The following is a 26,951-nucleotide window of genomic DNA, read 5'->3' as shown; positions in this document are numbered from 1 at the left end:
TTTCCGACAGGGGTGTTCAGCAGATGGTTCAGAAAAAATGACAGCGTGCTTGCTATTTGCTGTCTGACTGGTTAGTCAGTATTCACTTGTCTGTGTGCGTCCCGCTGACTAGAAATCTTGAATATGCGCCCCCGCCTGGGCCACTCTGTGAGGCACGAACCTAGGGTGGAGAAGGCTGATGACCGACATCGATCTGCGCTTGCGTAAAGACGTGCATCTGCTGGGTGAGTTGCTTGGCGAAACCATTCGCCAGCAGCATGGCGAGGCTTTTCTGCAGAAAATCGAAGCCATCCGCCACAGCGCCAAGGCCGATCGCAGCGGCAGCTCTGAGCGCCTGAGCACTACCCTGGCCAGCCTGAGCGAGGACGAGTTGTTGCCGGTGGCGCGGGCGTTCAATCAGTTTCTCAACTTGGCCAATATCGCTGAGCAGCAGCACCGGGTGCGTCGCCGCCGACCGCAGGAGCCCGCGCTGTTCGAAGATAGCGTGCTCGATGAACTGCTCGGGCGGTTGGGGGCGGCTGGTCAGGCGCCGGACGATCTCGCTCGGCAGATCGCGCGTCTGGATATTCAACTGGTACTCACCGCACACCCCACCGAAGTGGCGCGGCGAACGCTCATTCAGAAATACGATGCCATCGCCGCGCAGCTCAGTGTGCTCGATCATGATGACTTGCTACCTGCCGAGCGCGATGCGGTCGTCGAGCGCCTGCAGCGGCTGATCGCCGAGGCCTGGCACACCGAAGAAATACGCCGCAGTCGGCCTACCCCGGTGGACGAGGCGAAGTGGGGTTTTGCCGTTATCGAGCATTCCCTGTGGCATGCCGTGCCGCAATTCCTGCGCCGCACCGATCGCAGCCTGCAGGCCGCTACCGGCTTGCGTTTGCCGCTGACGGCGGCGCCGATACGCTTTGCTTCGTGGATGGGGGGCGATCGCGATGGCAACCCCAACGTCACTGCCAGCGTCACCCGCGAAGTGTTGCTGTTGGCGCGCTGGATGGCTGCTGACCTTTATCTGCGCGACGTCGACAATCTTGCTGCGGAACTGTCCATGCAGCAGGCCAGCGAGGCCCTGGTCGCTCGTGTTGGCGAGGTAGCCGAACCTTATCGCGCCTTGCTCAAACAGTTGCGTGAGCGCCTGCGTGCTACTCGCCAGTGGGCGCATGATTCGCTCAGTGGTGAGTTATCGGCACCGGTTTCGGTGCTGCATGACAACCGTGAACTGCTCGAACCTTTGCAGTTGTGCTACCACTCGCTGCACGAGTGCGGCATGGGGGTGATTGCCGATGGGCCGTTGCTCGATTGCTTGCGACGTGCGGCCACCTTCGGCCTGTTTCTGGTGCGTTTGGATGTTCGCCAGGATGCCGCACGACATGCCGCCGCGCTGTCGGAAATTACCGACTACCTGGGCCTGGGGCGCTATGCCGAATGGGATGAAGAGCAGCGCCTGAGTTTCTTGCAGCGCGAGCTGGACAACCGCCGACCCTTGCTGCCAGGCGACTACCGGCCTGGTGCGGACACCTCAGAAGTGCTGGCCACCTGTCGCGAGATAGCCGCGGCCCCGGCGGCCTCGCTCGGCTCCTATGTGATTTCCATGGCCGGTGCTGCTTCGGATGTGCTAGCGGTGCAACTGCTGCTCAAAGAGGCCGGGTTGCGCCGTCCTATGCGTGTGGTGCCCCTGTTCGAAACCCTGGCGGACTTGGATCACGCCGGCCCGGTGATGGATCGCCTGCTGCAGTTGCCGGGCTACCGCGCTCGTCTGCATGGCCCGCAGGAGGTGATGATCGGCTACTCCGACTCAGCCAAGGACGCGGGCACCACGGCAGCAGCCTGGGCGCAGTATCGGGCGCAGGAAGAGCTGGTGCGCCTATGCCGCGAGCATCAGGTCGAGCTGCTGCTGTTCCACGGCCGTGGTGGCACCGTCGGGCGCGGAGGCGGCCCAGCGCACGCGGCGATTCTGTCGCAACCGCCGGGGTCGGTGGCCGGGCGTTTCCGCACCACCGAACAGGGCGAGATGATTCGCTTCAAGTTCGGTCTACCGGATATCGCTGTACAGAATCTCAATCTCTACCTGGCGGCAGTACTGGAAGCCACGCTGCTGCCGCCACCTGCGCCGCAGGCCGCCTGGCGCACGATGATGGATCGCCTGGCCGAGGCAGGCGTCGCGGCTTACCGCGGTGTGGTGCGTGAGCATCCGCAGTTCGTTGAATACTTTCATCAGGCCACACCCGAGCAAGAATTGGGACGCCTGCCGCTGGGGAGTCGACCAGCCAAGCGGCGCGCCGGTGGCGTGGAAAGTTTACGGGCGATCCCCTGGATTTTCGCCTGGACGCAAACTCGCCTGATGCTCCCGGCCTGGTTAGGTTGGGAGCGTGCCTTGGGCCAGGTGCTGGCCGCTGGTGAGGGTGATCTGTTGCGGCAAATGCGTGAGCAATGGCCGTTTTTCCGAACCCGCATCGATATGCTGGAAATGGTGCTGGCCAAGGCTGATGTGGCCATTGCCGAGTTGTACGACCGGCGCTTGGTCGAGGCGGCACTGCAACCACTCGGTGCGCAACTACGCGACCTATTGTCGCAGGCATGCGCCAGCGTGCTGGAGGTGACTGGCCAGCGGCAGTTGCTCGCGCACAACGCAGAGACGCTGCAGTCGATCAGCGTGCGCAACACCTATCTTGATCCGTTGCACCTGCTGCAGGCGGAGTTGCTGGCACGCTGTCGGCTGCGTGAGCAGGCGCCGGAGAGCCCTCTGGAACAAGCGCTGCTGGTCAGTGTGGCGGGTATCGCGGCAGGTTTGCGCAACACTGGTTGAGGGGGGGACGCAGACTTGGATCAGCTTTTCGATAAAGGTTGCATACGATTGGTGGGTGCGACTTTTGGCGGCTTGTGCAGCAGGGGGGCGCTGTGTATCTTGGGCAGCCTTTTGGCCGTTTCGGCAGCCATATACCAGTTAAAAGATTGGCCCCCGCGAGGGTGCTTCTAAAAGCCTAGCGATGGTGTTGCAGGCCCGTTTTTAGAAGTGCCCACGAGGCGAGTCCGACCGATAACTATACAAATCTTGAGGAGCACATCGATGCGCGTGATTCTGCTGGGGGCGCCCGGTGCCGGCAAAGGTACCCAGGCTCGTTACATCACCGAGAAATTCGGCATTCCGCAAATCTCCACGGGCGACATGCTGCGCGCAGCGGTCAAGGCTGGTACCGAGCTGGGCCTGAAAGCCAAGAGCGTGATGGACGCTGGCGGTCTGGTTTCTGATGATCTGATCATCAATCTGGTCAAGGAGCGCATCGCTCAGGCCGATTGCGCCAACGGCTTCCTGTTCGATGGCTTCCCGCGCACCATTCCGCAGGCCGAAGCTCTGCGTGACGCCGGTGTAGCACTGGATCACGTGGTGGAAATCGCTGTGGACGACGAGGAAATCGTCAAACGTCTGTCTGGTCGTCGCGTTCACCCGGCTTCGGGCCGCGTGTACCACACTGAATACAACCCGCCGAAAGAGGCTGGTAAGGACGACATCAGCGGTGAAGAGCTGGTGCAGCGCGAAGACGACAAGGAAGAAACCGTGCGTCATCGCCTGTCCGTCTACCACTCGCAGACCAAGCCGCTGGTGGACTTCTATCAGAAGCTTGCTGCAGAAACCGGCACGCCCCAGTACAGTCACATTCCGGGTGTCGGTAGCGTCGAGCAGATCACCGAAAAGACTCTGGCCGCACTGTCCTGAGTCGCTCAGGTAAATTCCGGCGTCCTGCTTAGCAGTTGGCGTTCCCTACAAAGGCCCTCTACGGGCCTTTGTCGTTTGTAGCGGCTAGATAGGTTCTGGTCGTTTGCGTGCATTAATCCGCTTTTGAGGTGCGCTAGCATCGGGCGGCTGTCTTCGGTTCACGCCATTGCTATGCACGTGAGGCGTGGGTCATCACCCAAGGAAAAGAGGACATTCAATGACCGAGAAAGCAGTACATCGCCGCACCTGGTTGGGGCTGGCTGTCGCCCTGTTGAGCATTCCTGCGGTGCAAGCGGCGGACAGTACGCCACCCAAGACCGATTGCGCGGTGTCGGAATTCACCATGGGGCTGCGTTTCCAGCAGCAGTCGGCGGAAATCCAGGCGCTGCAATTGCAGGCTTACAACATTGCCACGCTGAAGCTGGATCAGGCTGTGGCGGGCGCAAAGGATCCGTCGAAACTGGCCATCGTCACTGACCTCGATGAAACCGTGATCGACAACAGCGCCTTACTGGCGCGTGACCTGGCCAATTGTCACCAGTACGACGCCTGGGACACCTGGCTGCCCTGGGAGCGTGAAGGGACTCCGGCATTGATTCCCGGCGCCAAGCAGTTTCTCGAGCATGCCGACAAACTTGGCGTGACCATCCGCTATGTTTCCGATCGCGCCGACGAGCAGAAGAATTACACCCTGGCTACCTTGAGCAAGCTGGGTTTGCCACAGGTTTCCGAAGACAGCGTGCTGCTGCTTGGCCCTCCCAAGGTTGAGCGTCGCGCCATCGTTAGCGCCGATCATCAGATTGTCCTGCTACTCGGCGATACCTTGCACGACTTCGATGCACGCTTTCGCAAGACGCCACTCGATGCGCAGCGCAAGACGGTCGCAGAAGAGTCGAGCAAGTGGGGCGCGGAGTGGATCGTATTCCCCAATGCCAGCTATGGCACCTGGTCCAAAGCGCCGCTCAAGGGCTGGGACGCCAAAATGGAAATCCAGCCCTGGTAAAGGCCGGATAAGCCATCGGCATGGCTTGCGAGCTGTGCCGATTGTCCCTGCTGCGCCTGTCGCACTGGAAAAAAAAGTGCTGAGCCGGTCTAATGCCGGCTCTTTTTATTGCGCCGTACGAAGCCGATGACCACTCTCCTGGCCCTGGATACCGCCACCGAAGCCTGTTCCGTTGCCCTGCTGCATGATGGCCGTGTGCTCAGCCATTACGAAGTGGCGCCGCGTCTGCACGCGCAGCGTCTGCTGCCGATGATTGAACAGATACTCGGTGATGCCGGAGTTACTGCAGCAACGCTCGATGCCATCGCTTTCGGGCGCGGGCCGGGCGCTTTCACCGGTGTGCGGATCGCCATTGGTGTGGTGCAGGGGTTGGCGTTTGCCCTCGATCGGCCGGTGTTGCCCATTTCCAACCTGGCGGTGCTGGCGCAACGCGCACTGCGTGAGCAGGGTGCTCAGCAGGTAGCTGCTGCCATTGATGCGCGTATGGATGAAGTGTACTGGGGTTGCTATCGCGAAGCGTCTGGCGAGATGCGTTTGCTGGGGGTGGAGGCCGTGTTGCCGCCAGAGCAGGCCGATGCTCCACGTGGCGCCGAAGGTAACTGGTTCGGCGCCGGTACCGGCTGGGGCACCCATGCTGCGCGTATCGCCCTCAAGCCGCGCGCGGTGGCCGGTGAGCTGCTGCCTCATGCCGAAGATTTACTGAGTCTGGCGCGTTTCGCCTGGGCGCGGGGGGAGGCGCTGGCGGCTGATCAGGCGCAGCCGGTGTACCTGCGTGATCAGGTCGCGACGCCCAAGGCGCCGAGATGACAGTTCAGCGCTCTGGCTGGGCATCCTATCCGCCGATGTTTGCCAAGGCGCGCCAGCACCGCTACATTGCCAGCATCCTGTCTGCTTCTGTCGAGTTTCACGAGCCTCTTTAAATGCGTATCGACGGTTACCTACCCTCATATTCGCCGGATCGCGGCCCCCGCTCGGGGACGGCGGTTACGCCTTATCGCGAGGCGCAGCGAGAGGTCGAGGTCCGGCGTGAGCAGCCCACCGCTCCATCGAGCACTCAGGGCCTTGAGCAGCAACCGCAGATCCGTCGTGTGCAGGCCAGCAGCGCCAATAGTGATAGCTTGCCGGCGCGCACTCAGAATGCCAGCTACGCCCAGCCGCAACTGAGCAGCCGCAGCGCTCAGGCGCTCGCGAGCTATAGCACCACGGCCAGCTACGCCAGCGAATCCGATGCACAGGAAGTGCTCGGGCTCGATCTCTACGCCTGACGCCCTCCGGCGCGGCGCGCAATTTGATGACTTCAGCACTTCCCTATTACCTCGGTTGTCCGTCCTGGAGTGAGGCCGCCTGGCGCGCCACACTCTATCCGGCTGATACCAGGCCCAACGATTTCCTTACGCGTTACACCGAGATGTTCAATGCGGTGGAAGGCAATACCACCTTTTACGCATGGCCCAGTGAGCAGACAGTGGCGCGCTGGGCGCTGTCGATGCCTGCGCATTTTCGCTTCTGCGCCAAGCTGCCTCGTGATGTCAGCCACAGCGATGATCTGCGTCTGCAATTGGACGCTAGTGCCGCATTCCGCCAGTTATTAGCCCCGCTGGGTGGGCGAGTGGCGCCGTATTGGCTGCAGCTCCCGGCCAGTTTCGGGCCCTGGCGGTTGGGTGAGCTGGAGGCTTTTATCGAGCATTGGGGTGATACGCCGCTGGCCATCGAGGTACGTCATGACGCGTTCTTCGCCAAGGAGGAGGCTGAGCGCAGGCTCAATCGCCTGTTGCATGAGCGTGGCATCGAGCGCATCTGCCTGGATTCGCGGGCGCTATTCAGTTGCGCCTCACAGGAGCCTGCCGTGCTGCACGCGCAGGCCAAGAAACCGCGTTTGCCGACTCGGCCAACTGCCTTCAGCCAAAGCCCGCAGTTACGCTTCATCGGGCATCCTGAAGTGTTGGCCAATGATCCGTTCATGACGCCCTGGCTGGACAAGGTCGCGGGCTGGATTGAGCAGGGACTGCGGCCCTATGTATTTCTGCACACCTCGGACAATCGCTTGGCGCCCGAGCTGGCCCGGCGCTTTCATCTGCGTCTGTGCGAGCGTTTACCAGGATTGCCCGAACTGCCGCCTTTACCGGCTGAGCCTGAACTGGAGCAGTTGGGTCTGCTCTGAGAGGACATGAGCATGTTGACGAGGATTGTCGTGCGGGGCCAGCTACTGACGCTGCTGTTTGGCGCAGTGGTGCTTCTGGCGATCTGGCGTGGTTGGCTGGAGGTGGCGCCGCGCTTCAATCCGTGGGCGCCGCTGGATGTCCGTGAGGCGCCGAATCTGTTGACGGACTTCAAGCTGTGGCGTCTGCGTGATGATCGCAACTTGTGCGATCAAGCGCTGGCAACTTCCGGCATGCAGTTCACGCGCTTGGCTGACAGTACGCCGCAACCAGGTTGTCCGATCGAGAATGCGTTACGCATCCAAAGTGCCGGTGTGAGCCTGAGCAGCAGCTTTATGGCTACCTGCCCGCTGGCCGTGAGCTTTGCCCTGTTCGAGCGTCATGGTCTGCAACCGGCGGCGCTGGCCGTATTCGGTCAGCCGGTGGTGCGGCTTGAGCATGTCGGCAGTTTCGCCTGTCGCAACATCGCCGGTAGTCAGCGGCCCAGCCAGCATGCCTATGCCAATGCGCTGGATATCGTTGGCTTGCGTCTGCGCGACGGTCGGCTTATTAGCGTTTTGCACGATTGGTCTGGTGATAATGATGAGGCGCGCTTTCTGCGTCAGGTGCAGGCCGCCGCCTGCGAACATTTCAACCTGACACTGGGGCCGGATTACAACGCCGCCCATCGCGACCATTTCCACGTCGATATGGGGTTGTGGCGCATGTGTCGCTGAGGGGCTTGCGATCCGTAGGGCGGGTGCAACCCGCCACAGCGCCAATGGCGGGTTGGCACCCGCCCTACGCAACAAACCCTAGCGTTTGGCCAATAACAGGTCGGCGGCCTGGCCGCTGCGCCCGTCGGCGAATTGGAATTGACCCAGTTGCGCGATCTGGTCGTAAGCACCCAGGGCGATATTCACATCGCGGGCGCGCAGGTCGATGGCGCTGACGCCCGCTTCAGCGAGCGTTTGCAGATGCTGACCACCCCGTGCATCGAAACGCAGCAGACGCAGTTGGTCGAACAGATTGTCAGCAGCATCGATACGGCCATCGCCGTTGTCGTCGAAGCGCGCCAGTTCGGCGAAGCCATTGGCGGCGCCATGCTGGTCACCGAACAGTTCGCGGCCATCGTCGATACGCCCATTGCCATTGCGATCCAATGCCAGCAAGGCATCGTCACCGCTGGGGGCGCTGATAGAGTCCATGCGTCCATCGGCATCCAGATCGAAACGCACCGGGCGGCTCAGCCCGCTGGTGGCAAAGCCGTTGCCGGCCAGATCCAGCACCAGTGGATCCACCTGCTGAGGTGTCACTGTGGCTGTCACGCTGAGCTCCAGGCTGCGCTGTTCGACCACGGCCTGGCTGAGCGCCGCTGCGCTGATGGAGACGGCGGGCGGTTCCGGCGTCTGGCCGAGTTCGCGGGTGAGGTCGCTTGGTGTGGGCTGATCCTCGATCCCCAGGGTGCGGCGCAGAATCTGATAGTCGACCGATTCGCGCGTGGCGCGGTCGAGCTCATCGTCCGAGGGGCGCAGTCGGGCCGATGCGCTGCTTGCACGTGGAGCGGAGAGTGCGTCGAACATGAGCGAACTCAATGCGGCTGTTGGTGGCCGGGTCTGGCAGAATGCCGCTTCTTTTATGTCGGCCATATGGCCGGTGCTTTGAGTGATTTTTGTGCAGAATGAGCCAATGACCGACGAGCGGCACAACGCCAGCATCCACATCCAAGCCTTACATCCCCAATACGCCGAAGCAGCCTGCCAATGGGCTGCGCGCCTTGGCTTGGCGCTGGAGGGCGACAGCGACTACGCCCTGCAAGTCGGCGAGCACGGCTTGCAACTGGTCGAGTTGGGCGATAAAGCGCCGGGACCGGTGCGGGTGGATTTCATCGAGGGTGCAGCAGCGCATCGACGCCAGTTCGGTGGCGGCAGCGGGCAGATGATTGCCAAGGCTGTGGGGGTGCAATCGGGTATTCGCCCAAGGATTCTCGATGCCACGGCAGGTCTGGGGCGTGATGCTTTCGTGTTGGCCAGCTTGGGCTGTGAGATGACGCTGATCGAGCGCCAGCCTTTGGTTGCAGCGTTATTGGAAGACGGTTTGCAGCGTGCGGCGCAGGATCTGGATGTCGCGCCGATTGCTGCACGCATGCACCTGCTCAATGGTAATGCCATCGAGCTGATGCAGGGCTGGGCGGGCGAAGCGCCGCAGGTGATCTACCTTGATCCGATGTTCCCGCATCGGGATAAAAGTGCGCTGGTGAAGAAGGAAATGCGTCTGTTCCGCCCCTTTGTCGGTGACGATCTGGATGCACCTGCCTTGCTTGCGGCGGCATTGGCGCTGGCGAGTCACCGGGTAGTGGTCAAGCGCCCACGCAAGGCGCCAGCGATCGAGGGGCTCAAGCCAGGCTACGTGCTGGAGGGCAAGTCCAGCCGCTATGACATCTATCCGAAGAAGAAGCTGGAAGCCTGATTCTATGAGCTGCGCTCAGCGCCGCTATGGCTTGTAGGCCCGCAGGAACAGGTGCACTACATCGTGCACATGGTCGGTGGCGGCAGCGTCTTGCAGCGGAGCGCCGCAACCGATTAGCAAGCGGAAGTGCGCGCCGCCCTTGAGCAGGCAGAAGAAATGATCTGCCGCGCGCGCTGCATCATCGATTGCCAGCAGGCCGTGCTGTGCTGCCTTGCCCAGCAGCAGTTCCATTTCTTCCTGAATACGCTTGGGGCCTGCCTCATAGAAGAGCTGTGCCAGCTTCGATTCCTGGCTGGCCAGGTTGATCATCAGGCGGTGTATCTGCACCGACTCGCTGCTGTTGACCAGGGCGAGGAAGCCGTGACCAATATCGAGCAGTTGCTTTTCCAGTGGCACGTCATCGGCGAGTGCGAACAGCAGCTCGGGCAGTTGCTCTTCGCATTTGGCTTCGATTGCGGCGGAAAATAGTGTCACTTTGTCAGTGAAGTGGCTGTATACCGTGAGCTTGGAGACGCCTGCTTCGGCGGCGATGGCGTCCATGCTGCTTCCGTCATAGCCATGACGCATGAACAGGCATTTGGCCGCCTCCAGAATGGCGCGACGCTTGGCGGGATCCTTCGGTCGGCCAGGGCCGGAAGGCTGTAACAACTTATTGGGCATCAGCGGATTTTAATACTGGACTGGTGAGTTTGCTATTTCTACTATACCCGGCAGTACAAATATTCCAAACCTTCCTTGAAAGGTCGCCATCATGTCTCGCCGCGTTTTTCCGCTCGTTGCGTTTCTGGGATTCGCTTGTTTGCTCAGCGCCTGCAGCAATGACGAGCAAGCCGAACAATCGATTCGCCCTGCCATGGTGGTGCAGCCACAACCTGCCGCTGTATCGGTCGACAGTTACCCCGGTGAGGTTCGAGCACGGTTCGAGCCGGAGCTGGCGTTTCGCATTGGCGGTAAGGTGAGCAAGCGTCTGGTCGATGTAGGTGACCGAGTGAAGAAGGATCAGCCGTTGGCCCAGCTTGATCCGCAAGATGTGCGTTTGCAGCTTGATGCATCCAGGGCTCAAGTGGCCGCGGCTGAAGCCAATCTGCAGACCGTTCGCGCCGAGCGTGAGCGTTATAAGACGCTGCTGGCTCGCAACTTGGTCAGCCGTTCGCAATTCGATAACGTCGAAAACCAGTATCGCGCAGGCGAAGCCCGTTTGAATCAGGTCAAGGCCGAGTACGACGTGGCTCGTAATCAGACTGACTATGCTGTGCTACGGGCCTCGCAGGACGGTGTCATCGCGCGTCGTGCACTGGAGGTCGGGCAGGTGGTCGCGGCTGGCCAGGGCGTTTTCACACTGGCCGCCGATGGTGAGCGTGAGGTGCTGATCAGCTTGCCGGAACAGAATGTCGGGCGCTTGCAAGTGGGGCAGCCGGTCGAGGTCGAGTTGTGGTCGCAGCAGGGGCAGCGTTTTCCTGGGCGTATTCGTGAGATGGCGCCTGCGGCTGACTCGCAGTCACGCACCTTCGCTACGCGTGTGGCGTTCGTCGAGGGGCAGGTGCCCGCCGAGTTGGGACAGAGTGCGCGGGTGTTTATCGCCGAGGAAGGCAAGGTGCCGTTGGCCGTGCCGCTTTCGGCGCTGAGCGCCGAGCAGGGGCAGCCCTTCGTTTGGGTGGTGACGCCGCGTGAGCATAAGGTCGAGAGACGCCCGGTACGCGTCGGTGCTTATGGTGACAATCGGGTTCCGGTGCTCGAAGGCCTGAGTGCGTCTGACTGGGTGGTCGCCGCTGGCGTGCAGGTGTTGCGTGAGGGGCAGCAGGTGCGACCGGTGGATCGCGCCAATCGCAATGTCGAAATGGCCGTCAAGGAGTAAGCCGATGAGCTTCAACCTGTCTGCCTGGGCGTTGCGCCACCGTGAGATCGTGCTCTACATCATGCTGCTGTTGGCCATCGTTGGCGGCATTTCCTACACCAAACTGGGGCAGAGCGAGGATCCACCTTTTACCTTCAAGGCTATGGTGATCCGCACCAATTGGCCTGGCGCCAGTGCCGAGGAGGTGTCGCGCCAGGTTACCGAGCGCATCGAGAAGAAGCTGATGGAAACCGGCGAGTACGACCGGATCGTCAGTTTCTCCCGGCCAGGTGAGTCGCAGGTGACCTTTATGGCGCGCGACTCCATGCATAGCTCGGAGATCCCCGAGTTGTGGTACCAGATCCGCAAGAAGATCAGCGACATTCGCTACACCTTGCCGACAGGCATTCAGGGGCCGTTCTTCAATGATGAGTTCGGCACCACCTTCGGCAACATCTATGCGCTGACCGGTACGGGCTTTGACTACGCCGTGCTCAAGGATTATGCCGACCGCATCCAGTTGCAACTGCAGCGCGTCAAGGATGTGGGCAAGGTGGAGCTGGTTGGCCTGCAGGACGAGAAAATCTGGATCGAATTGTCCAACACCAAGCTGGCGACCCTTGGTTTGCCGCTTTCGGCGGTCCAGCAGGCACTGGAAGCGCAGAATGCGGTGGCGGCGGCCGGTTTTTTCGAAACCGACAGTGAGCGTGTGCAATTGCGCGTCACTGGCCGCTTCGAGTCGGTGGATGAGATCCGCAGTTTCCCCATCCGTGTGGGCGACCGTACTTTCCGCATCGCTGATGTGGCCGAGGTCAAACGCGGCTTCAACGATCCGCCCGCACCGCGCATGCGCTTTATGGGGGAGGATGCCATCGGCATCGCAGTGTCGATGAAAGATGGTGGCGATATTCTCGTGCTGGGCAAGGCCCTGGAAGATGAGTTCGCGCGTTTGCAGCAAACGCTGCCGTTAGGCATGGAGCTGCGCAAGGTCTCTGACCAGCCTGCGGCGGTGAAAACGGGGGTAGGTGAGTTCGTCAAAGTGCTGGTGGAAGCGCTGACCATCGTGTTGCTGGTTAGCTTCTTCTCCCTTGGCCTGCGCACCGGGTTGGTGGTGGCGCTGGTCATCCCGCTGGTGTTAGCCATGACCTTTGCGGCCATGTATTACCTGGGTATTGGTCTGCACAAGATTTCCCTGGGCGCACTGGTATTGGGGCTAGGCCTGCTGGTGGATGATGCGATCATCGCTGTGGAGATGATGGCGATTAAAATGGAGCAGGGCTATGACCGCCTCAAGGCGGCCAGCTTCGCCTGGAGCAGCACGGCCTTCCCAATGCTTACTGGCACCCTGATCACGGCGGCGGGTTTTCTGCCCATCGCCACGGCGCAATCAGGCACCGGCGAGTACACCCGCTCAATCTTCCAGGTGGTGGTGATTTCGCTGCTGGCGTCATGGATCGCGGCGGTGATGTTCGTGCCCTATTTGGGCGACAAGCTGCTGCCTGACCTGGCCAAACTGCATGCAGCCAAGCACGGCGGTGATGGCGCACATGACCCTTACGCCACACCGTTCTATCGGCGTGTGCGTGGTCTGGTGGAGTGGTGCGTGCGGCGGCGCAAGACGGTGATCGTGCTGACCCTGGGGCTGTTCGTTGCGTCGATTCTGCTGTTTCGCTTTGTGCCGCAGCAGTTCTTCCCGGCCTCCGGGCGTTTGGAGTTGATGGTCGACATCAAGCTGGAGGAGGGCGCTTCGTTGTTGGCCACCGAGGCTGAGGTCAAGCGTCTGGAGGAGATGCTCAAGGCGCAGACGGGTATCGACAACTACGTGTCATACGTTGGCACCGGCTCGCCGCGTTTCTATCTGCCGCTGGATCAACAGCTCCCGGCAGCCAGCTTTGCCCAATTCGTCGTGCTGGCCAGCAATATTGAAGAGCGTGAGCGGCTGCGCAGTTGGTTGATTGAGGTGATGCGTGAGGAGTTTCCGACGTTGCGCAGCCGCGTAAGCCGTTTGGAAAATGGGCCGCCGGTGGGCTATCCGGTGCAGTTTCGCGTCAGTGGCGAACATATCGATGAGGTGCGCGCGCTGGCCCGCAAGGTGGCGGACAAGGTGCGCGAGAATCCGCATGTGGTGAACGTGCATCTAGATTGGGAGGAGCCGAGCAAGGTGGTCATCCTCAATGTCGACCAGGATCGCGCGCGCGCACTCGGCGTCAATACCGCCGATCTGTCGCGCTTCCTGCAGGGCTCGCTGTCGGGTTCCAGTGTCAGCCAGTACCGTGAGGACAACGAACTGATCGAGATTCTCCAGCGTGGTACGCCGCAAGAGCGTAAGGCACTGAGCCAGTTGCCAAGCCTGGCGGTGCCTACCGACAGTGGCCGCAGTGTGGCGTTGTCGCAGGTCGCGACGCTGGAATACGGTTTCGAGGAAGGCATCATCTGGCATCGCAACCGGCTGCCTACCGTAACGGTGCGCGCCGATGTTTATGGCAAGGAGCAGCCCGCCAGCCTGGTGATGCAAATATCGCCGACGCTGAACCCGATTCGTGCCGAGCTACCCAGTGGCTACCTGCTGGAAGTGGGCGGCACTGTGGAAGACTCCGCGCGCGGGCAAAAGTCGGTCAATGCCGGCATGCCATTGTTCGTTGTGGTGGTGTTGACCCTGTTGATGTTGCAATTGCGCAGCTTCTCGCGTTCGGCCATGGTTTTCCTCACGGCGCCGTTGGGGTTGATTGGTGTGACTTTGTTCCTGCTGATCTTCCGCCAGCCATTCGGCTTCGTCGCCATGCTCGGTACTATCGCCTTGGCCGGGATGATCATGCGCAACTCGGTGATTCTGGTCGATCAGATCGAGCAGGACATCAGCCACGGTATGGACCGTTGGCACGCCATCATCGAAGCAACGGTGCGGCGCTTCCGGCCTATCGTGCTGACCGCTCTGGCCGCTGTTCTGGCGATGATCCCGCTGTCGCGTAGCGTGTTCTTCGGGCCGATGGCAGTGGCCATCATGGGCGGCCTGATCGTCGCGACGGCGCTGACCCTGCTGTTCCTGCCTGCGCTGTATGCGGCTTGGTTCCGGGTCAAGGAAAGCGAAGCGCATTGAGTGCCAGGGGCTTCAGGGTTGGCGTCCGACGGCGTTGCGCTTGCAGCCCTTTCCGTTGCCCGAGCGGCTTGCGGCAATAAAAAAACGGGAGCCAATGGCTCCCGTTTTGCGTGTTACGAGTGAGGCTTATTCGTCCATCTGCGATTGCAGGTAGTTCTGCAGGCCGACAGCTTCGATCAGGCTAAGTTGGGTTTCCAGCCAGTCGATGTGTTCTTCCTCGGACGTCAGAATGTCTTCCAGCAGTTCGCGGCTGGCGTAGTCGCCGGTGCTTTCGCAATAAGCGATAGCGGCTTTGAGATCAGCGTGTGCCTTGTGCTCGATCTTCAGGTCGCACTCAAGCATTTCCTTGGTGTTTTCACCAATCAGGATCTTGCCCAAGTCCTGCAGATTGGGGATGCCTTCGAGGAAGAGGATACGCTTGATCAGCTTATCGGCATGCTTCATCTCGTCGATGGACTCGTGATACTCGTGCTCGCCGAGTTTCTTCAGGCCCCAATCTTCGTACATGCGTGCATGCAGGAAGTACTGGTTGATCGCGACCAGCTCGTTACCAAGGATCTTGTTCAGGTGTTGGATAACTTTCTTGTCGCCTTTCATGGTCGCTCCTGCTGCAGTTGTCGATTGGCTTTCAAGGCTGGATTTTCAACTTCGTTTTATCGGCTGTCAAACCTAAGTAATTGAAAGATAAGTAAAAATAAAACTGAATAAGAATGTTTAGATTCCGCATCGAGGCGGCAAGTAATTGAATTCAAATAACAAAAATTTGGCGTGGGATAGTTTTGCTTGGCGATAACGCTCAATAACGGCAAAAATAATTTTTGCACGGTGATAAAAGTCCCGACGGCAGACCGTGTGAAAACGTAGCGAGCGAAGCTCAGGCAAGACGCAACGACCAGCGGGAGAACAGCCCGTGGTCGGACCGAAGGGGGAGCGCCTGCGAAGCAAAAAACTCATCTACAGCGCAGTTTATGTGCTGTAAATGAGTATCTTGATCGGGCTCGTTAACGCAGCATGGCCGAGCGCAGTCGTGTCATAGCGTCTGCTGAGGGGCCTAGGTGGATCAGGCCGCGACGGCGGATGCGTGATGCTGTTGCAGGTATTGCTGCAGGCGTTTTTGCTGGCTGGCGCTCATGAACAGGCCTAGTTTGCTGCGCCGCCAGAGGATGTCGCTACTGCTGCGGGCCCACTCTTCACGATAGAGATAGTCCACTTCAAGGGCGTACAAGCCTGCGCCGAGATGTTCGCCGAGATCTGCCAGGTTGTTCACGCCGTCGAGCAAGCGCCAGACCCGGCTGCCGTAACTCGTTGCCCAGCGTTGGGCCAGGCTGTTTGGCAACCAACCGAAGCGTTGGCACAGCGCCTCGCTCAGGTGGGGCACGTCCTGCATCTGCTCGCCGCCGGGCAGGGTGGCATTGGCTGTCCAGCTACCCCCCATGTGCGCAAAACTGGGCTGCAGCAGCTTCATCGCTGATTCCGCCAGTTTGCGGTAGGTGGTGAGCTTACCGCCAAAGACGGATAGCAGCGGTGCTTCACCAGGCGCGCCGGCCAGCGACAGGGTGTAGTCGCGGGTGATCGCCGAAGGCTCGTCGGATTCGTCGTCGCACAGCGGGCGCACGCCTGCGAAGCTGTGCAGCACATCGTCATGCACGAGCTGTTTGCGGAAGTGGTCGTTGACCACTTTGAGCAAGTAGTCGGTTTCCTCGGCGGTGATGGTGACCTTGGCAGGGTCGCCCTGATACTCACGATCAGTGGTGCCGATCAGCGTGAAACGCTCCAGATAGGGAATGGCGAAGACAATGCGGCGATCCTCGTTCTGCAGGATATAGGCCTGTTCGCCATCGTAGAGCTTGGGCACCACGATATGGCTGCCTTGGATCAGGCGAATGCCGTAGGGCGAGGGCTGTTTCAGATCCTCGCGTAGCAAGTGGGCGACCCAGGGGCCAGCAGCATTGACCAGCCCGCGAGCGCGGATCGAGAACAGGCTACCGTCGGCGTGCTCCAGATGGATATGCCATAGACCCTTGCTGCGCCTGGCGCTGACGCAGCGGGTGCGCGGGTGAATGTGTGCGCCTTTCTCGCGGGCGGCCATGGCATTGAGTACGACCAGGCGAGCATCATCCACCCAGCAGTCGGAATATTCGAAACCGCGGGTGATTTCCGGTTTCAGCGGGCTGCCTGCAGCAAAACGCAGGCCGCGCGAGGCGGGCAGGCGCTCACGTTTACCCAGGTGATCGTAAAGGAACAGGCCGGCGCGAATCATCCAGGCCGGGCGCAAGTGCGGACGGTGCGGCAGAACGAAACGCATCGGCTTGACGATATGCGGCGCCTTGGCCAGGAGCACCTCGCGCTCAGCCAGCGCTTCACGCACCAGGCGAAACTCGTGGTGCTCCAGATAGCGCAGACCACCGTGGATCAGTTTGCTGCTGGCCGAGGAGGTATGGCTGGCCAAATCGTCTTTTTCGCAAAGGAACACTGACAAGCCGCGCCCTGCTGCATCGGCAGCGATTCCCACACCATTGATACCGCCGCCGACGACGGCAAGGTCATAGACTTCTGCAACTGGGCTGGCGAGATGATCGTGGGGCATGACGGAGCGCTCGGTTGTTGGATTCGAATGTTTAAATGTTCACTTTCGAAAATATGCTAGACGAAGATGCGCGATTACGCCAGCCGAGCGCGCGTTTGCACGCCAAGCGGTAATGAGCGATCAGGTGTGCGGTAGGGCGACTCAACGCGTCGGCGGGTCAATGGCAGGCCCGCCCTTGGGTAGATGCCGAACCTACATCAATCAGACGAGGTCGAGCTGAACCTTGTTGGCGCGCAGCAGGCGTTGCACCGTGCTGGGCGGTTGGTTATCGGTGAAGACCCGATTGACCAGAGCAAGCGAGCCCAAACGTACTACGGCGTTGCGCCCGAACTTGCTGGAGTCGGCAGCCAGAAAAACCTGGCGCGCGTTCTCGATGATGGCCTGCGATACGCGCACTTCCTGATAGTCGAAATCGAGCAGGCTGCCATCTTCGTCGATGCCGCTAATGCCGACGATGGCGTAGTCGACCTTGAATTGTTGAATGAAATCCACCGCGGCCTGACCGACGATGCCGCCGTCGGCGCGCACAGTGCCACCGGCCACCAGTACTTCGAAGTCTGCTTTGGCACTGAGTTGGGCGGCGACGTGCAGGTTGTTGGTGATGATCTTCAGGCCCTTGTGGTTCTGCAGTTCGCGGGCGATGGCCTCGGTTGTGGTGCCGATGTTGATAAACAGTGACGCGTGATCCGGGATCTGCGCGGCTACGGCTTCGGCTATGCGCTGCTTTTCCTCGCGCATTTGCCCGGCGCGCATGCCATAGGCGGTGTTCTGAATGCTCGAGGCTTCGCAGGCCGCGCCACCATGGGTGCGGCGCAACAGACCGTACTCGGCCAACTGGTTGATGTCGCGGCGGATGGTCTGCGGTGTGACGGCAAAGGCCTGGGCTAGTTCGTCGATGCTGACATAGCCACGCTCGCGGGCGAGGTTGAGGATGTCGTGCTGGCGGGGAGCGAGGTTCATGGGCGCTTCCTGTGAAGGTGCCACATTATAGGGTGTAGCGATGGAGGTTTTCTGCCTGCTACTGTAAGACATCTTTCCTCACGTTTTCACATTCGAACATGACGCCTGCAATCGATTTGCTGAAGAAGGCCAAGGCCGAGCACCGTGTGCACAGCTACCAGCATGACCCTAAGGCGCCGTCTTACGGCTTGGAGGCGGCGGAAAAACTCGGCCTGGCGCCGGAAAGGGTATTCAAGACGCTTCTGGCAGCCACCGAGAAAGGCGAGTTGCTGGTGGCTGTAGTGCCCGTGGCTGGCAGCCTTGATCTCAAGGCGTTGGCCAGCGCGGCAGGAGCGAAGAAGGTGGACATGGCCGATCCTGTGGCCGCGCAGCGGGCCACGGGGTATCTGGTCGGCGGTATCAGCCCGCTGGGGCAGAAGAAGCGCCTGCGTACGTTTATCGACGAGTCGGCTCGTCAGCACCCCACCATTCATGTCAGTGGTGGGCGTCGTGGCCTGGAGCTGGAGTTGGCCGCCGAGACGCTGGCGCAGCATACGCAGGGGCACTTTGCAGCCATCGGTAAGCACTAATGCACGGCTTATATTGCGTCTGAGTGATCCATTTACAGGCAAAGCGACGAACATTGCCGATAACAACAAGGAACTGCCATGTCTCACTACCTGTTAGCCATCGATCAAGGCACCACCAGCTCGCGCGCGATTCTGTTCGATGATGAAGGTCGGCCTGTAGCCCGTGCGCAGCAGGAGTTCCGCCAGTTCTTTCCGCAAGATGGTTGGGTCGAGCACGATGCTGAGGAAATCTGGTCGTCCACGCTTGAGGTGTGCCGCAGCACTATTGCCAGCAGTGGTCTGGGCAGTGAGGCGATTGCCGCCATTGGTATCACCAATCAGCGTGAAACCACCCTGGTTTGGGATGCCAGCACCGGCGAGGCCATTCATCCTGCCATCGTCTGGCAGGATCGGCGTACTGCCGATTATTGCGCCCAGCTCAAGGCCGATGGCCAAGAAGCGGACGTCACGGCGCGCACGGGCTTGCTGATCGACCCTTATTTTTCCGCCACTAAGTTGCGCTGGGTTCTCGAGAACGTGCCCGGTGCGCGCCAGCGGGCTGAGCGCGGCGAGTTGCGCTTTGGCACCGTTGACAGCTTCCTGCTCTGGCGCCTGACCGGTGGCAAGGTGCACCGCACCGATGCCAGCAATGCCTCGCGTACGCTGATGTTCAACATCCACACCCAGCAGTGGGACGAGACGCTGCTGGCGTTGTTCGACATCCCCGCCAGCCTGCTGCCTGAGGTGCTCGATTGCGCTGCCGAGTTCGGTCATACCGAGACAGAACTGCTCGGCTCGTCCATTCCCGTGTTGGGCATGGCAGGTGATCAGCAGGCGGCGTTGATCGGCCAGGCCTGCTTCCAGCCGGGCATGGTCAAGAGCACCTATGGCACCGGCTGCTTCATGATCCAGAACACCGGCAGCGAGGCGGTACACTCGAAAAATCGTCTGCTGACCACGGTGGGCTACCGTCTGGGTGGCAAGGTCACCTACGCCGTGGAGGGCAGCATCTTCGTGGCCGGGGCTGCGGTGCAGTGGTTGCGCGACGGTATCAAGCTGATCAGCCACGCCCGTGACAGTGAAGCGTTGGCTGAACAGACCGGCCAAGCCTGTGGCGTTTATTTGGTGCCAGCCTTCACCGGTTTGGGCGCGCCTTATTGGGACCCGAAGGCGCGCGGGGCGATCTTCGGCCTGACCCGCGATACCGGAATCAAGGAGATCGTCACTGCGGGGTTGCAGTCGGTGTGCTATCAGACGCGCGATCTGCTCGAAGCCATGCGCCAGGATGGCGCCGCTGCGCCCAGTGCGCTGCGGGTCGACGGCGGTATGGTGGAGAACAACTGGGTCATGCAGTTTCTCGCCGACATCCTCGGCGTCAGTGTCGAGCGCCCGGAGGTCACCGAGACCACGGCGCTTGGCGCGGCCTATTTGGCGGGCTTGCAGCTAGGCTTGTATGCCGACCTCGATGCCATTGCCCAGCACTGGCATCGTCAACAGCGTTTCGAGCCGAAAATGGATGAAGTGAGTCGGGCACGGCTGTATGACGGCTGGCTTGACGCCGTGCAGCGCGTGCGCAGCGAAAGTTGAGACGCTAACTGTTTAGCGCTAGCTGTGTCTGTTTAGGCGCCAGCCTAGGCCTCATGCTAGAGCTTTTTCGCTTGTCAGGATGTGTACTATGCCGCTGCCGTTTCATCAGATTGATGCTTTTTCCGCTCAGCCTTTCGCCGGTAATCCGGCGATGGTGTACCGCCTCGATACCTGGCTCGACGATACCCTGATGCAGCGTATCGCCGCTGAGCACAATCTGGCGGAAACCGCTTTTGTGGTGAGGGAGGGGGGAGTCTGGCATATCCGCTGGTTCACTCCTGACAGCGAGGTACCGCTGTGTGGTCATGCCACGCTGGCCGCCGCCAAGGTGCTGTTCGATCTGTACCACGAGGTTGGCGAGGTTTTGGATTTCACCTGTCTGTCCGGGCCTTTACGGGTGACTCGTCAGGGCGAGCGGTTGGAGCTGGATTTCCCCGTGCGCCCGACTGCGCCGGTGACGTCTGCCTTACGCGCCGATGTCGAGGCCGCGCTGGGGCAGACGACGCGCGAGGTTCGCGCACTGCTCAATGACGATGGCAGCGTGCAGGAGCTAATGGCGGTGCTAGGCAGCGAAGCCGATGTGCGAGCCTACGTGCCGAGCCTGCTGGCGCTGGCAGCCCTGCCGGGGCTGGGTGTGCTGATCACTGCACCAGGGCGGCAGCATGACTTCGTCTCGCGCTATTTCGCTCCGGCCATTGGTATCAACGAAGATCCGGTCACCGGCTCGACACACTGCATGCTGGTGCCTTATTGGGCTGAGCAACTGGGGCGTGAGCGTTTCAGTGCGTTTCAGTGCTCGGCGCGTGGCGGCGAGTTGTACTGCAGTTTGCAGGGCGAGCGGGTGAAGATAGCCGGGTATGCTCGGCATGTGACCAGTGGGCAGTTGTTCGTTTGAGCCTCAGTCGCTGCTGACTCGGCGCACGCCGCTCGATTCGCCCAGGCTGATTTGTGCGGCGACACTGCCCTGGGCCGGGAAGGCGACCAGATGATCGGCGGCGATGCGGATGCCCACTTCGTCGCCCGGCAGGTGGTCGGCGTGGCTGGGGAAGATTGACTCCAACTGAGTGCCCGTGGGCAGTTGCAGGCGATAAAGGGTAGCCGCGCCGAGGAAGGTTTTGCCGACGATGCGTGCTTTCAGGGCGCTGCTTTCATCCGCCACGATGTCGTCCGGGCGTAGCAGCACATCCACGGCGCTACCCTGCGCCCAGGTGTAGGCGCGGTTGCCGCGGATCTCACCCAGCTCGGTTTGTACCGTGTCCGGGCTGCGTAGTTGGCCGCGAATGAAATAACCCTGGCCGATGAAGCTGGCGACAAAAGGCGTTAGCGGTTCGTGGTAGAGGTTGAACGGTGTATCCCATTGCTCCAGATGGCCACTTTTGAATACGCCGACATGATCGCTGACGGCGAAGGCTTCTTCCTGATCATGGGTGACCAGAATGGCGCTGGTGCCGCGCGCTTTGAGAATCTCGCGCACCTCATGGCTAAGGCGCCTGCGCAGTTCACCATCGAGGTTGGAAAAGGGCTCGTCGAGCAGCAACAGTTGCGGTGAGGGGGCCAGTGCGCGAGCCAGGGCGACGCGCTGCTGCTGGCCACCGGAGAGTTCGTGCGGGTAGCGTTTGGCCAGGTGGCCCAGCTTGACCAACTCCAGCAGATCCTGGGTGATGCGCTCGGCGTCCTGCTGTTGACGAATGCCGAAGGCGACATTCTGTGCCACGTTCAGGTGCGGGAACAGGGCATAGTCCTGAAACACCATGCCAATGCGGCGCTTTTCCGGGGCCAGGGTGAAGCCAGGGCGGGAAATGACCTCGCCTGCCAACTCAATCTCGCCGGTCAGAATGGGTTCGAAACCAGCGATGGCGCGCAGGGTGGTGGTCTTGCCGCATCCCGATGGGCCCAGTAGGCAGCCGATATCGCCTGCTTTGAGGTGTAGGTCGAGCGCCTGTACCACTTTGTGCGTGTGGTAGCCGCAGCTCAGCCCGCGTAGCTGCAGCACAGTGCTCATGCGTGGTGGTATGCCGGTTCGACCAGCAGTTCCAGCAGCGCTTTCTGCGCGTGCAGGCGGTTCTCGGCCTGATCCCAGGCAACCGAGCGTGGATCATCAAGCAAGTCGACACTGATTTCCTCGCCACGGTGAGCTGGCAAGCAGTGCATGAACAGCACGTTCTCGGCTGCGAGATCGAGCAGTTGCGGGGTGACCTGGAATGGGCGGAACAACGCCATGCGCTGCTCGGCTTCGTCTTCCTGGCCCATGGAGGCCCACACATCGGTGCTGACCAGATGGGCGCCTGCCACGGCCTCGCGCGGGTCGCGCACGACCTGCACACGCTCACCGGCCAGGGCGAGGAAGCGTGCGTCCGGCTCGTAGCCTACTGGGCAGGCAACCCTCAGTTGGAAGTCGAACTGGATTGCCGCTTCGATGTAGGAGTTGCACATGTTGTTGCCATCACCGATCCAGGCCACGGTCTTGCCCGCAATGCTGCCGCGATGCTCAAGGAAGGTCTGCATGTCGGCCAGTAACTGGCAGGGGTGCAAATCATCGGACAGGCCGTTGATCACTGGCACCTTCGACTTGGCCGCGAACTCGGTGAGGTTGCTGTGAGCGAAGGTGCGGATCATCACCGCGTCGAGCATGCTCGACATGACGATGGCGGCGTCGCCGATTGGCTCGCCACGGCCCAGTTGCGTGTCACGCGGGGAGAGGAAGATGGCCTGGCCGCCGAGCTGGATCATGCCGGCCTCGAAGGACAGGCGAGTACGGGTCGAGGCCTTCTCGAAGATCATGCCCAGCACGCGATTCTTCAGCGGCTCGAAGAGTACGCCGCGATTGCGTAGATCCTTCAGCTCGACGGCTCGGCGGATTAGTCCCACCAGTTCGTCCGGTGTGTAATCCATCATCGAGAGAAAGTGTCTGACGCTCATCGTTAACTACCTATATGACTACAGTTCGCAAGTTTGGGCCTTCGGCGTAACCGCTGAAAACGGCGAAACTTGCGGCAAGAGGCCGCAGGATGCGACGAAACAGGGGGAGGCGCGATCTTATAAGGAAATGACGAGACGGCGCAAATTGCCGCCCCATAACCGACAAATTCCTGTTTTGTAAGCCTTTTCCCAAAGGCGCGTGCGAGATGTCACAAAACTGACATTCTCGCTTGCACCGCTCTAGCACGCGCTTCTAGGATTGCGCCGCCTTTCCAAGGCAATGCATTGCCCCCGTAATGGGGTACCCATGGAAAAATTGTGCAAAGGAGTTTTGCATGAAACACGTAGCCTACGCCGCAGCCTTCTCCGCTCTCGCCCTGCTGACTGGCTGTGCCAGCCAGAACGTTAGCCAACCCACTCTGCCCCTGGGCGGTGGTGTGGAAACTAACCTGAAGGCAGACGTCAAGGTCGGCGAATCCATCTCCGGTCAATCCTCTGTGAACATCCTGTTCGGTGTTCTGAAGCTGGGTGGCGACACTCAGTTCGCCGACGGCGTGACCTACGGTGGTGGCGAGGGTGGTTTCGCGCTGGGTCTGGATCCGGTCGCTTCCGCCAAGTCCGCAGCTGCTTACAAGGCAGTCAAGGCCTCGGGTGCTGACGTAATCGTCGCCCCGCGTTACGAAGTGAACGTTCAGGATTACTTCGTATTCAAGACCGTTAACGTCAGCGTTACCGGCAAGAAAGGCACCGTTACCTCCATCCGTTGATCGGATCGGTAATTGCCTGAATCGGCAGGCTTGATGCCTGCCGATTCATAAGACGAACGCTGCTGGCGTCGTCGTCCAGCCCGGCCCATAGTTCCAGACCTGCGACCTGATCGGTCGTCTCGGATCAGAACAAGAGGCCAGGCCATGAGCAAGTCCCACCATTACCGTGCATGCCACTTATGCGAAGCCATCTGCGGCCTGGCCATCGAAACCGAAAGCCAGCCTGACGGCAGCACGCAGATTCGCTCGATCAAGGGCGATCCCCAGGACAGTTTCAGCCGTGGTCATATCTGCCCCAAGGCTGTGGCCCTGCAAGACATCCAGAACGACCCCGACCGTATCCGCCAGCCCATGCGCCGCATTGGCGAGCAATGGCAGGCCATCACCTGGGATGAGGCGTTTGAGCTGGTTGCCGAGCGCCTGAGTGCGATCCAGACCGAGCACGGCAAGAACGCCGTGGCTGTCTATCAGGGCAACCCCAGCGTGCACAACTATGGGCTGATGACCCACAGCAACTACTTCCTTGGGTTGTTGAAAACGCGCAGTCGCTTCTCCGCCACTTCGGTGGACCAGTTGCCCCATCACCTGACCAGCTACCTGATGTACGGCCATGGTCTGTTGATCCCGATTCCTGACATCGACCACACCGACTTCATGCTGATCCTTGGCGGCAACCCGCTGGCGTCCAACGGCAGCATCATGACCGTGCCGGATGTAGAGAAGCGCCTGAAGGCCATCCAGGCTCGCGGTGGCAAAGTGGTGGTGGTCGACCCGCGGCGCAGTGAAACGGCCGCCATTGCCGACCAGCATCTGTTCGTGCGGCCCGGCAGTGACGCTGCGCTGCTGCTGGGCATGCTCAATACTCTGTTCGAAGAAGGCCTGACGCGTGACAGCCATCTACCGGTGGAAGGGCTGGAGCAGGTGCGTACTGCAGTCGCTGGCTTCCACGCTGAGGCGATGAGTGCGCGCTGTGGTGTGCCTACCGAGCATATCCGCCAACTGGCGCGAGACTTCGCTACCGCCGACAAGGCGGTTGCCTACGGGCGCATGGGGGTTTCCACCCAGGCCTTTGGCACCTTGTGTCAGTGGCTGCTGCAGATCATCAACCTGGTGACTGGCAACCTCGACCGCGCCGGCGGTGTGCTCTGCACTTCACCGGCAGTGGATCTGGTCGCCAGCACCTCGGGTGGACATTTCAACCGCTGGCAGAGCCGCGTCTCCGGCCTGCCGGAATATGGCGGTGAGCTGCCAGTCTCGGCGCTGGCCGAAGAGATGTTGACGCCCGGCGAAGGGCAGATTCGTGCGCTGGTGACGGTGGCCGGCAATCCGGTGTTGTCCACGCCTAACGGCCGCCAACTGGAGCAGGCGCTCGATGGCTTGGATTTCATGCTGGCGGTGGATTTCTATATCAACGAAACCACGCGTTATGCCGATCTGATCCTGCCGCCGACCGCGCCGCTGGAGCATGACCACTACGACACCACCTTCAATGTGTTCGCCGTACGCAACGTCACTCGCTTCAATGAGGCGGTGCTAGATAAGCCAACCGGTGCACTGCACGACTGGGAAATCTTCGTTGGCCTGGCCAAGGCGTTCGCGGCGCGTAACAAGCTCGAACTGAAACCGACCATGGCGCCGCAGCAGATGATCGACGCGGGCCTACGCTTTGGCCCCTATGGCGATCGCAGCGAGCACAAGCTGAGTTTGGCCACGCTGCGCGAGCATCCACACGGGCTCGACCTGGGGCCACTGCAGCCAAACTTGGTCGCACGGCTGAAAACTTCGAACCAGATGGTGCAGGCCGCACCCGAGCTGTTGTTGGCGGATCTGGCGCGTTTTGCTGAACAGGAGCTGCCGAGCGACAGTGAGCTGCTGCTGATCGGCCGCCGCCATGTGCGCAGCAACAACTCCTGGATGCACAACTATCATCGATTGGTGAAGGGCAAGCCGCGCCATCAGTTGCTGATGAACCCGGCGGATCTGGCCAGCCGTGGCCTGAGCGATGGTCAGCGTGTGCAGGTGCGTTCGCGCGTTGGCAGCATCGAGGTAGAGGTGGCGGCCAGTGATGAGGTGATGGTCGGTGTGGTCAGCCTGCCGCATGGCTGGGGGCATGCGCGTCCTGGCGTGCAGATGGATATTGCGCGTGCTCAGCCCGGCGTCAGTGCGAATGATCTGACCGACGAGCGCCTGCTCGATGTGCTGTCTGGCAATGCGGTGCTAAATGGCGTGCCGGTAGACGTGGTGGCTGCCTGATTTGGGGGCGTATTAAGGCAAGGTGGCGACGGCAATGCCGAGCATTGCGCTCAGCTTTTCGCTACAATCGCGCCACCGTGCCGGCCGAGTGGCCGGGAAGTCTATGCCGAGGTGCCCCATGGATATCATCGAAACCATCAAAGAGCAGATCGCCAACAACACCGTTCTGCTGTACATGAAAGGCTCGCCCAACGCGCCGCAGTGTGGCTTCTCCGCCCGCGCTGCACAGGCTGTGATGGGCTGCGGCGAGAAGTTCGCCTATGTCGACATCCTGCAGAACCCGGAAATCCGAGCCAACCTGCCCAAGTACGCCAACTGGCCGACCTTCCCGCAACTGTGGGTCGCCGGTGAGCTGGTCGGCGGTAGCGACATCCTCTCCGAGATGTACGAGAAGGGCGAGCTGCAGACCCTGATCAAGGATGCCGTGAGCAAAGCTGACGCCTGATCGCCGCTCGCGCAAAAAAGAACCCGCCTCGGCGGGTTCTTGCATTTCTGGGCGTCACTCGACGTTATTTCTGCACCCACTGGCCGTTCAACTGGATGAACTGGCCCTTGGGCGTACGTTCGAGAGCCTTTTTGCCCGCAATGGCTTCGACGTCACCGAGGGCGATGCCATTGTCCTTGGCCACCTTCTGGTATTCGCCGCGCCGGGCCTGGTTGATCAGGCGGGCAATCTCCTCGGCCTGGCCGCCCGGCTTGACCACGCCGAGGTAGCCGTTGGGCTGCTCGCCCAGTTGGCCGCTGGCCTTGGCGTCGCTTAGGGCGCTCATGGCCTGGTTAAGGTTCAGGGCGTAGGCCGGCAAGCTCAGTGTCAGTGCCAGCAACAGGGTCGACAGGTAACGCATCATCGTCTTTCTCCTTGGAGTCTGTTGGTGAGCTTGCTTAGAACAGGCCGCTATCTTCGTTGAGTACGTTGTCCAGCGCCTTGTCCACCTTGATGTAGATTTCGTGCTCGACCTTGACGTTGAGATTGATGTTGATTGGCTCGTTGGGCATGGCCAGTTGCACGGTCGGGGTGCAGGCCAGTATCGACAGTCCCAGGCTCAGGACTGCGAGCAAGCGGCACAGATGCAT

General features: G+C 60.9%; 25 protein-coding genes. 16 read left to right on the top strand and 9 right to left on the bottom strand.

Going from position 1 to position 26,951, the window contains the following annotated elements; translation table 11 throughout:
* Nucleotides 1-178: 178 nt before the first annotated feature.
* The 7 genes from ppc to AERO9A_RS18405 all read left to right on the top strand — a co-directional run bounded on the left by ppc (nucleotide 179) and on the right by AERO9A_RS18405 (nucleotide 7,593).
* On the top strand, nucleotides 179-2,806 hold the full coding sequence (ppc, locus tag AERO9A_RS18435) for a phosphoenolpyruvate carboxylase (RefSeq protein ID WP_159973369.1): 2,628 nt from the start codon (nucleotides 179-181) through the stop codon (nucleotides 2,804-2,806).
* A gap of 261 nt (nucleotides 2,807-3,067) precedes the next feature.
* Entirely contained in the window at nucleotides 3,068-3,715 is a 648-nt protein-coding gene (gene adk, locus AERO9A_RS18430) for an adenylate kinase (protein WP_159973368.1), read from the top strand.
* A 217-nt stretch (nucleotides 3,716-3,932) separates the two neighbouring features.
* Entirely contained in the window at nucleotides 3,933-4,718 is a 786-nt protein-coding gene (locus AERO9A_RS18425; RefSeq protein ID WP_159973367.1) for a 5'-nucleotidase, lipoprotein e(P4) family, read from the top strand.
* A gap of 126 nt (nucleotides 4,719-4,844) precedes the next feature.
* On the top strand, nucleotides 4,845-5,525 hold the full coding sequence (tsaB, locus tag AERO9A_RS18420; protein ID WP_159973366.1) for a tRNA (adenosine(37)-N6)-threonylcarbamoyltransferase complex dimerization subunit type 1 TsaB: 681 nt from the start codon (nucleotides 4,845-4,847) through the stop codon (nucleotides 5,523-5,525).
* 113 nt (nucleotides 5,526-5,638) lie between these two features.
* Entirely contained in the window at nucleotides 5,639-5,983 is a 345-nt protein-coding gene (locus tag AERO9A_RS18415; protein WP_159973365.1) for a hypothetical protein, read from the top strand.
* A gap of 26 nt (nucleotides 5,984-6,009) precedes the next feature.
* The gene (locus AERO9A_RS18410; RefSeq protein ID WP_159973364.1) at nucleotides 6,010-6,879 is read left to right on the top strand and encodes a DUF72 domain-containing protein; all 870 of its coding nucleotides are present in this window, start codon (nucleotides 6,010-6,012) and stop codon (nucleotides 6,877-6,879) included.
* A 12-nt stretch (nucleotides 6,880-6,891) separates the two neighbouring features.
* Nucleotides 6,892-7,593: an extensin family protein gene (locus tag AERO9A_RS18405; RefSeq protein ID WP_159973363.1), complete on the top strand. Its 702-nt coding sequence runs from the start codon at nucleotides 6,892-6,894 to the stop codon at nucleotides 7,591-7,593.
* A 78-nt stretch (nucleotides 7,594-7,671) separates the two neighbouring features.
* Here the strand turns inward: AERO9A_RS18405 and AERO9A_RS18400 are convergent, their stop codons facing one another.
* On the bottom strand, nucleotides 7,672-8,439 hold the full coding sequence (locus AERO9A_RS18400; RefSeq protein WP_256666002.1) for a hypothetical protein: 768 nt from the start codon (nucleotides 8,437-8,439) through the stop codon (nucleotides 7,672-7,674).
* 106 nt (nucleotides 8,440-8,545) lie between these two features.
* Here AERO9A_RS18400 and AERO9A_RS18395 point away from each other — a divergent pair, with 106 nt between their 5' ends.
* A complete protein-coding gene (locus AERO9A_RS18395; RefSeq protein WP_159973361.1) occupies nucleotides 8,546-9,325 on the top strand; it encodes a class I SAM-dependent methyltransferase in 780 nt (259 codons plus the stop codon).
* A 24-nt stretch (nucleotides 9,326-9,349) separates the two neighbouring features.
* Here the strand turns inward: AERO9A_RS18395 and AERO9A_RS18390 are convergent, their stop codons facing one another.
* Nucleotides 9,350-9,985 (bottom strand): TetR/AcrR family transcriptional regulator, encoded by a 636-nt coding sequence (locus AERO9A_RS18390; protein WP_159973360.1) that lies wholly within the window; start codon nucleotides 9,983-9,985, stop codon nucleotides 9,350-9,352.
* Nucleotides 9,986-10,076: 91 nt separating this feature from the next.
* On the opposite strand from AERO9A_RS18390, the gene AERO9A_RS18385 reads away from it, so the two are divergent.
* Together AERO9A_RS18385 and AERO9A_RS18380 are read left to right on the top strand one after the other, a co-directional pair.
* Nucleotides 10,077-11,180 carry an efflux RND transporter periplasmic adaptor subunit gene (locus tag AERO9A_RS18385; RefSeq protein WP_159973359.1) on the top strand — a complete coding sequence of 368 codons (1,104 nt, stop codon included), beginning with the start codon at nucleotides 10,077-10,079 and terminating at the stop codon, nucleotides 11,178-11,180.
* A 4-nt stretch (nucleotides 11,181-11,184) separates the two neighbouring features.
* On the top strand, nucleotides 11,185-14,256 hold the full coding sequence (locus AERO9A_RS18380; RefSeq protein ID WP_159973358.1) for an efflux RND transporter permease subunit: 3,072 nt from the start codon (nucleotides 11,185-11,187) through the stop codon (nucleotides 14,254-14,256).
* A 126-nt stretch (nucleotides 14,257-14,382) separates the two neighbouring features.
* Here the strand turns inward: AERO9A_RS18380 and bfr are convergent, their stop codons facing one another.
* The 3 genes from bfr to AERO9A_RS18365 form a co-directional block, all read right to left on the bottom strand.
* A complete protein-coding gene (gene bfr, locus AERO9A_RS18375; protein WP_159973357.1) occupies nucleotides 14,383-14,853 on the bottom strand; it encodes a bacterioferritin in 471 nt (156 codons plus the stop codon).
* Between the two features lie 463 nt (nucleotides 14,854-15,316).
* A complete protein-coding gene (gene glpD / locus AERO9A_RS18370) occupies nucleotides 15,317-16,843 on the bottom strand; it encodes a glycerol-3-phosphate dehydrogenase (RefSeq protein WP_159973356.1) in 1,527 nt (508 codons plus the stop codon).
* A 201-nt stretch (nucleotides 16,844-17,044) separates the two neighbouring features.
* Nucleotides 17,045-17,803, bottom strand: coding sequence for a DeoR/GlpR family DNA-binding transcription regulator (locus tag AERO9A_RS18365; RefSeq protein WP_159973355.1), 759 nt, complete (start codon nucleotides 17,801-17,803; stop codon nucleotides 17,045-17,047).
* Between the two features lie 98 nt (nucleotides 17,804-17,901).
* On the opposite strand from AERO9A_RS18365, the gene ybaK reads away from it, so the two are divergent.
* The 3 genes from ybaK to AERO9A_RS18350 all read left to right on the top strand — a co-directional run bounded on the left by ybaK (nucleotide 17,902) and on the right by AERO9A_RS18350 (nucleotide 20,833).
* Entirely contained in the window at nucleotides 17,902-18,372 is a 471-nt protein-coding gene (gene ybaK, locus AERO9A_RS18360; protein ID WP_159973354.1) for a Cys-tRNA(Pro) deacylase, read from the top strand.
* Between the two features lie 78 nt (nucleotides 18,373-18,450).
* Complete coding sequence (gene glpK / locus AERO9A_RS18355; RefSeq protein ID WP_159973353.1) at nucleotides 18,451-19,938, top strand: glycerol kinase GlpK; 1,488 nt, start codon at nucleotides 18,451-18,453, stop codon at nucleotides 19,936-19,938.
* 88 nt (nucleotides 19,939-20,026) lie between these two features.
* A complete protein-coding gene (locus tag AERO9A_RS18350; protein WP_159973352.1) occupies nucleotides 20,027-20,833 on the top strand; it encodes a PhzF family phenazine biosynthesis protein in 807 nt (268 codons plus the stop codon).
* Between the two features lie 3 nt (nucleotides 20,834-20,836).
* On the opposite strand, the gene AERO9A_RS18345 is transcribed toward AERO9A_RS18350, so the two are convergent.
* Together AERO9A_RS18345 and argF are read right to left on the bottom strand one after the other, a co-directional pair.
* Complete coding sequence (locus AERO9A_RS18345; protein WP_159973351.1) at nucleotides 20,837-21,940, bottom strand: ABC transporter ATP-binding protein; 1,104 nt, start codon at nucleotides 21,938-21,940, stop codon at nucleotides 20,837-20,839.
* Nucleotides 21,937-22,857 (bottom strand): ornithine carbamoyltransferase, encoded by a 921-nt coding sequence (argF, locus tag AERO9A_RS18340; RefSeq protein WP_159973350.1) that lies wholly within the window; start codon nucleotides 22,855-22,857, stop codon nucleotides 21,937-21,939. Before argF ends, AERO9A_RS18345 begins: the two co-directional genes overlap by 4 nt.
* 335 nt (nucleotides 22,858-23,192) lie before the next feature.
* On the opposite strand from argF, the gene AERO9A_RS18335 reads away from it, so the two are divergent.
* From AERO9A_RS18335 to grxD, 3 genes are all read left to right on the top strand, one after another.
* A complete protein-coding gene (locus tag AERO9A_RS18335) occupies nucleotides 23,193-23,624 on the top strand; it encodes a hypothetical protein (RefSeq protein WP_047588458.1) in 432 nt (143 codons plus the stop codon).
* 144 nt (nucleotides 23,625-23,768) lie between these two features.
* A complete protein-coding gene (locus AERO9A_RS18330) occupies nucleotides 23,769-25,877 on the top strand; it encodes a molybdopterin oxidoreductase family protein (protein ID WP_159973349.1) in 2,109 nt (702 codons plus the stop codon).
* A 118-nt stretch (nucleotides 25,878-25,995) separates the two neighbouring features.
* The gene (gene grxD, locus AERO9A_RS18325; protein ID WP_159973348.1) at nucleotides 25,996-26,322 is read left to right on the top strand and encodes a Grx4 family monothiol glutaredoxin; all 327 of its coding nucleotides are present in this window, start codon (nucleotides 25,996-25,998) and stop codon (nucleotides 26,320-26,322) included.
* Between the two features lie 64 nt (nucleotides 26,323-26,386).
* On the opposite strand, the gene AERO9A_RS18320 is transcribed toward grxD, so the two are convergent.
* Both AERO9A_RS18320 and AERO9A_RS18315 read right to left on the bottom strand, forming a co-directional pair.
* Nucleotides 26,387-26,725 (bottom strand): YdbL family protein, encoded by a 339-nt coding sequence (locus AERO9A_RS18320; RefSeq protein WP_159973347.1) that lies wholly within the window; start codon nucleotides 26,723-26,725, stop codon nucleotides 26,387-26,389.
* Nucleotides 26,726-26,759: 34 nt separating this feature from the next.
* Nucleotides 26,760-26,951 carry a YnbE family lipoprotein gene (locus AERO9A_RS18315; protein WP_159973346.1) on the bottom strand — a complete coding sequence of 64 codons (192 nt, stop codon included), beginning with the start codon at nucleotides 26,949-26,951 and terminating at the stop codon, nucleotides 26,760-26,762.

It is taken from the genome of Pseudomonas sp. 8Z (genome assembly GCF_902506535.1).
Taxonomy (GTDB): Bacteria; Pseudomonadota; Gammaproteobacteria; order Pseudomonadales; family Pseudomonadaceae; genus Aquipseudomonas.
This window is presented reverse-complemented; position numbering and strand designations above follow the sequence as displayed.

Bases quoted from the DNA above. Each gene is read 5' to 3' on its own strand.
- ppc (WP_159973369.1), top strand. From the start codon at position 179: ATGACCGACATCGATCTGCGCTTGCGTAAAGACGTGCATCTGCTGGGT.
- adk (WP_159973368.1), top strand. From the start codon at position 3,068: ATGCGCGTGATTCTGCTGGGGGCGCCCGGTGCCGGCAAAGGTACCCAG.
- AERO9A_RS18425 (WP_159973367.1), top strand. From the start codon at position 3,933: ATGACCGAGAAAGCAGTACATCGCCGCACCTGGTTGGGGCTGGCTGTC.
- tsaB (WP_159973366.1), top strand. From the start codon at position 4,845: ATGACCACTCTCCTGGCCCTGGATACCGCCACCGAAGCCTGTTCCGTT.
- AERO9A_RS18415 (WP_159973365.1), top strand. From the start codon at position 5,639: ATGCGTATCGACGGTTACCTACCCTCATATTCGCCGGATCGCGGCCCC.
- AERO9A_RS18410 (WP_159973364.1), top strand. From the start codon at position 6,010: ATGACTTCAGCACTTCCCTATTACCTCGGTTGTCCGTCCTGGAGTGAG.
- AERO9A_RS18405 (WP_159973363.1), top strand. From the start codon at position 6,892: ATGTTGACGAGGATTGTCGTGCGGGGCCAGCTACTGACGCTGCTGTTT.
- AERO9A_RS18400 (WP_256666002.1), bottom strand. From the start codon at position 8,439: ATGTTCGACGCACTCTCCGCTCCACGTGCAAGCAGCGCATCGGCCCGA.
- AERO9A_RS18395 (WP_159973361.1), top strand. From the start codon at position 8,546: ATGACCGACGAGCGGCACAACGCCAGCATCCACATCCAAGCCTTACAT.
- AERO9A_RS18390 (WP_159973360.1), bottom strand. From the start codon at position 9,985: ATGCCCAATAAGTTGTTACAGCCTTCCGGCCCTGGCCGACCGAAGGAT.
- AERO9A_RS18385 (WP_159973359.1), top strand. From the start codon at position 10,077: ATGTCTCGCCGCGTTTTTCCGCTCGTTGCGTTTCTGGGATTCGCTTGT.
- AERO9A_RS18380 (WP_159973358.1), top strand. From the start codon at position 11,185: ATGAGCTTCAACCTGTCTGCCTGGGCGTTGCGCCACCGTGAGATCGTG.
- bfr (WP_159973357.1), bottom strand. From the start codon at position 14,853: ATGAAAGGCGACAAGAAAGTTATCCAACACCTGAACAAGATCCTTGGT.
- glpD (WP_159973356.1), bottom strand. From the start codon at position 16,843: ATGCCCCACGATCATCTCGCCAGCCCAGTTGCAGAAGTCTATGACCTT.
- AERO9A_RS18365 (WP_159973355.1), bottom strand. From the start codon at position 17,803: ATGAACCTCGCTCCCCGCCAGCACGACATCCTCAACCTCGCCCGCGAG.
- ybaK (WP_159973354.1), top strand. From the start codon at position 17,902: ATGACGCCTGCAATCGATTTGCTGAAGAAGGCCAAGGCCGAGCACCGT.
- glpK (WP_159973353.1), top strand. From the start codon at position 18,451: ATGTCTCACTACCTGTTAGCCATCGATCAAGGCACCACCAGCTCGCGC.
- AERO9A_RS18350 (WP_159973352.1), top strand. From the start codon at position 20,027: ATGCCGCTGCCGTTTCATCAGATTGATGCTTTTTCCGCTCAGCCTTTC.
- AERO9A_RS18345 (WP_159973351.1), bottom strand. From the start codon at position 21,940: ATGAGCACTGTGCTGCAGCTACGCGGGCTGAGCTGCGGCTACCACACG.
- argF (WP_159973350.1), bottom strand. From the start codon at position 22,857: ATGAGCGTCAGACACTTTCTCTCGATGATGGATTACACACCGGACGAA.
- AERO9A_RS18335 (WP_047588458.1), top strand. From the start codon at position 23,193: ATGAAACACGTAGCCTACGCCGCAGCCTTCTCCGCTCTCGCCCTGCTG.
- AERO9A_RS18330 (WP_159973349.1), top strand. From the start codon at position 23,769: ATGAGCAAGTCCCACCATTACCGTGCATGCCACTTATGCGAAGCCATC.
- grxD (WP_159973348.1), top strand. From the start codon at position 25,996: ATGGATATCATCGAAACCATCAAAGAGCAGATCGCCAACAACACCGTT.
- AERO9A_RS18320 (WP_159973347.1), bottom strand. From the start codon at position 26,725: ATGATGCGTTACCTGTCGACCCTGTTGCTGGCACTGACACTGAGCTTG.
- AERO9A_RS18315 (WP_159973346.1), bottom strand. From the start codon at position 26,951: ATGCATCTGTGCCGCTTGCTCGCAGTCCTGAGCCTGGGACTGTCGATA.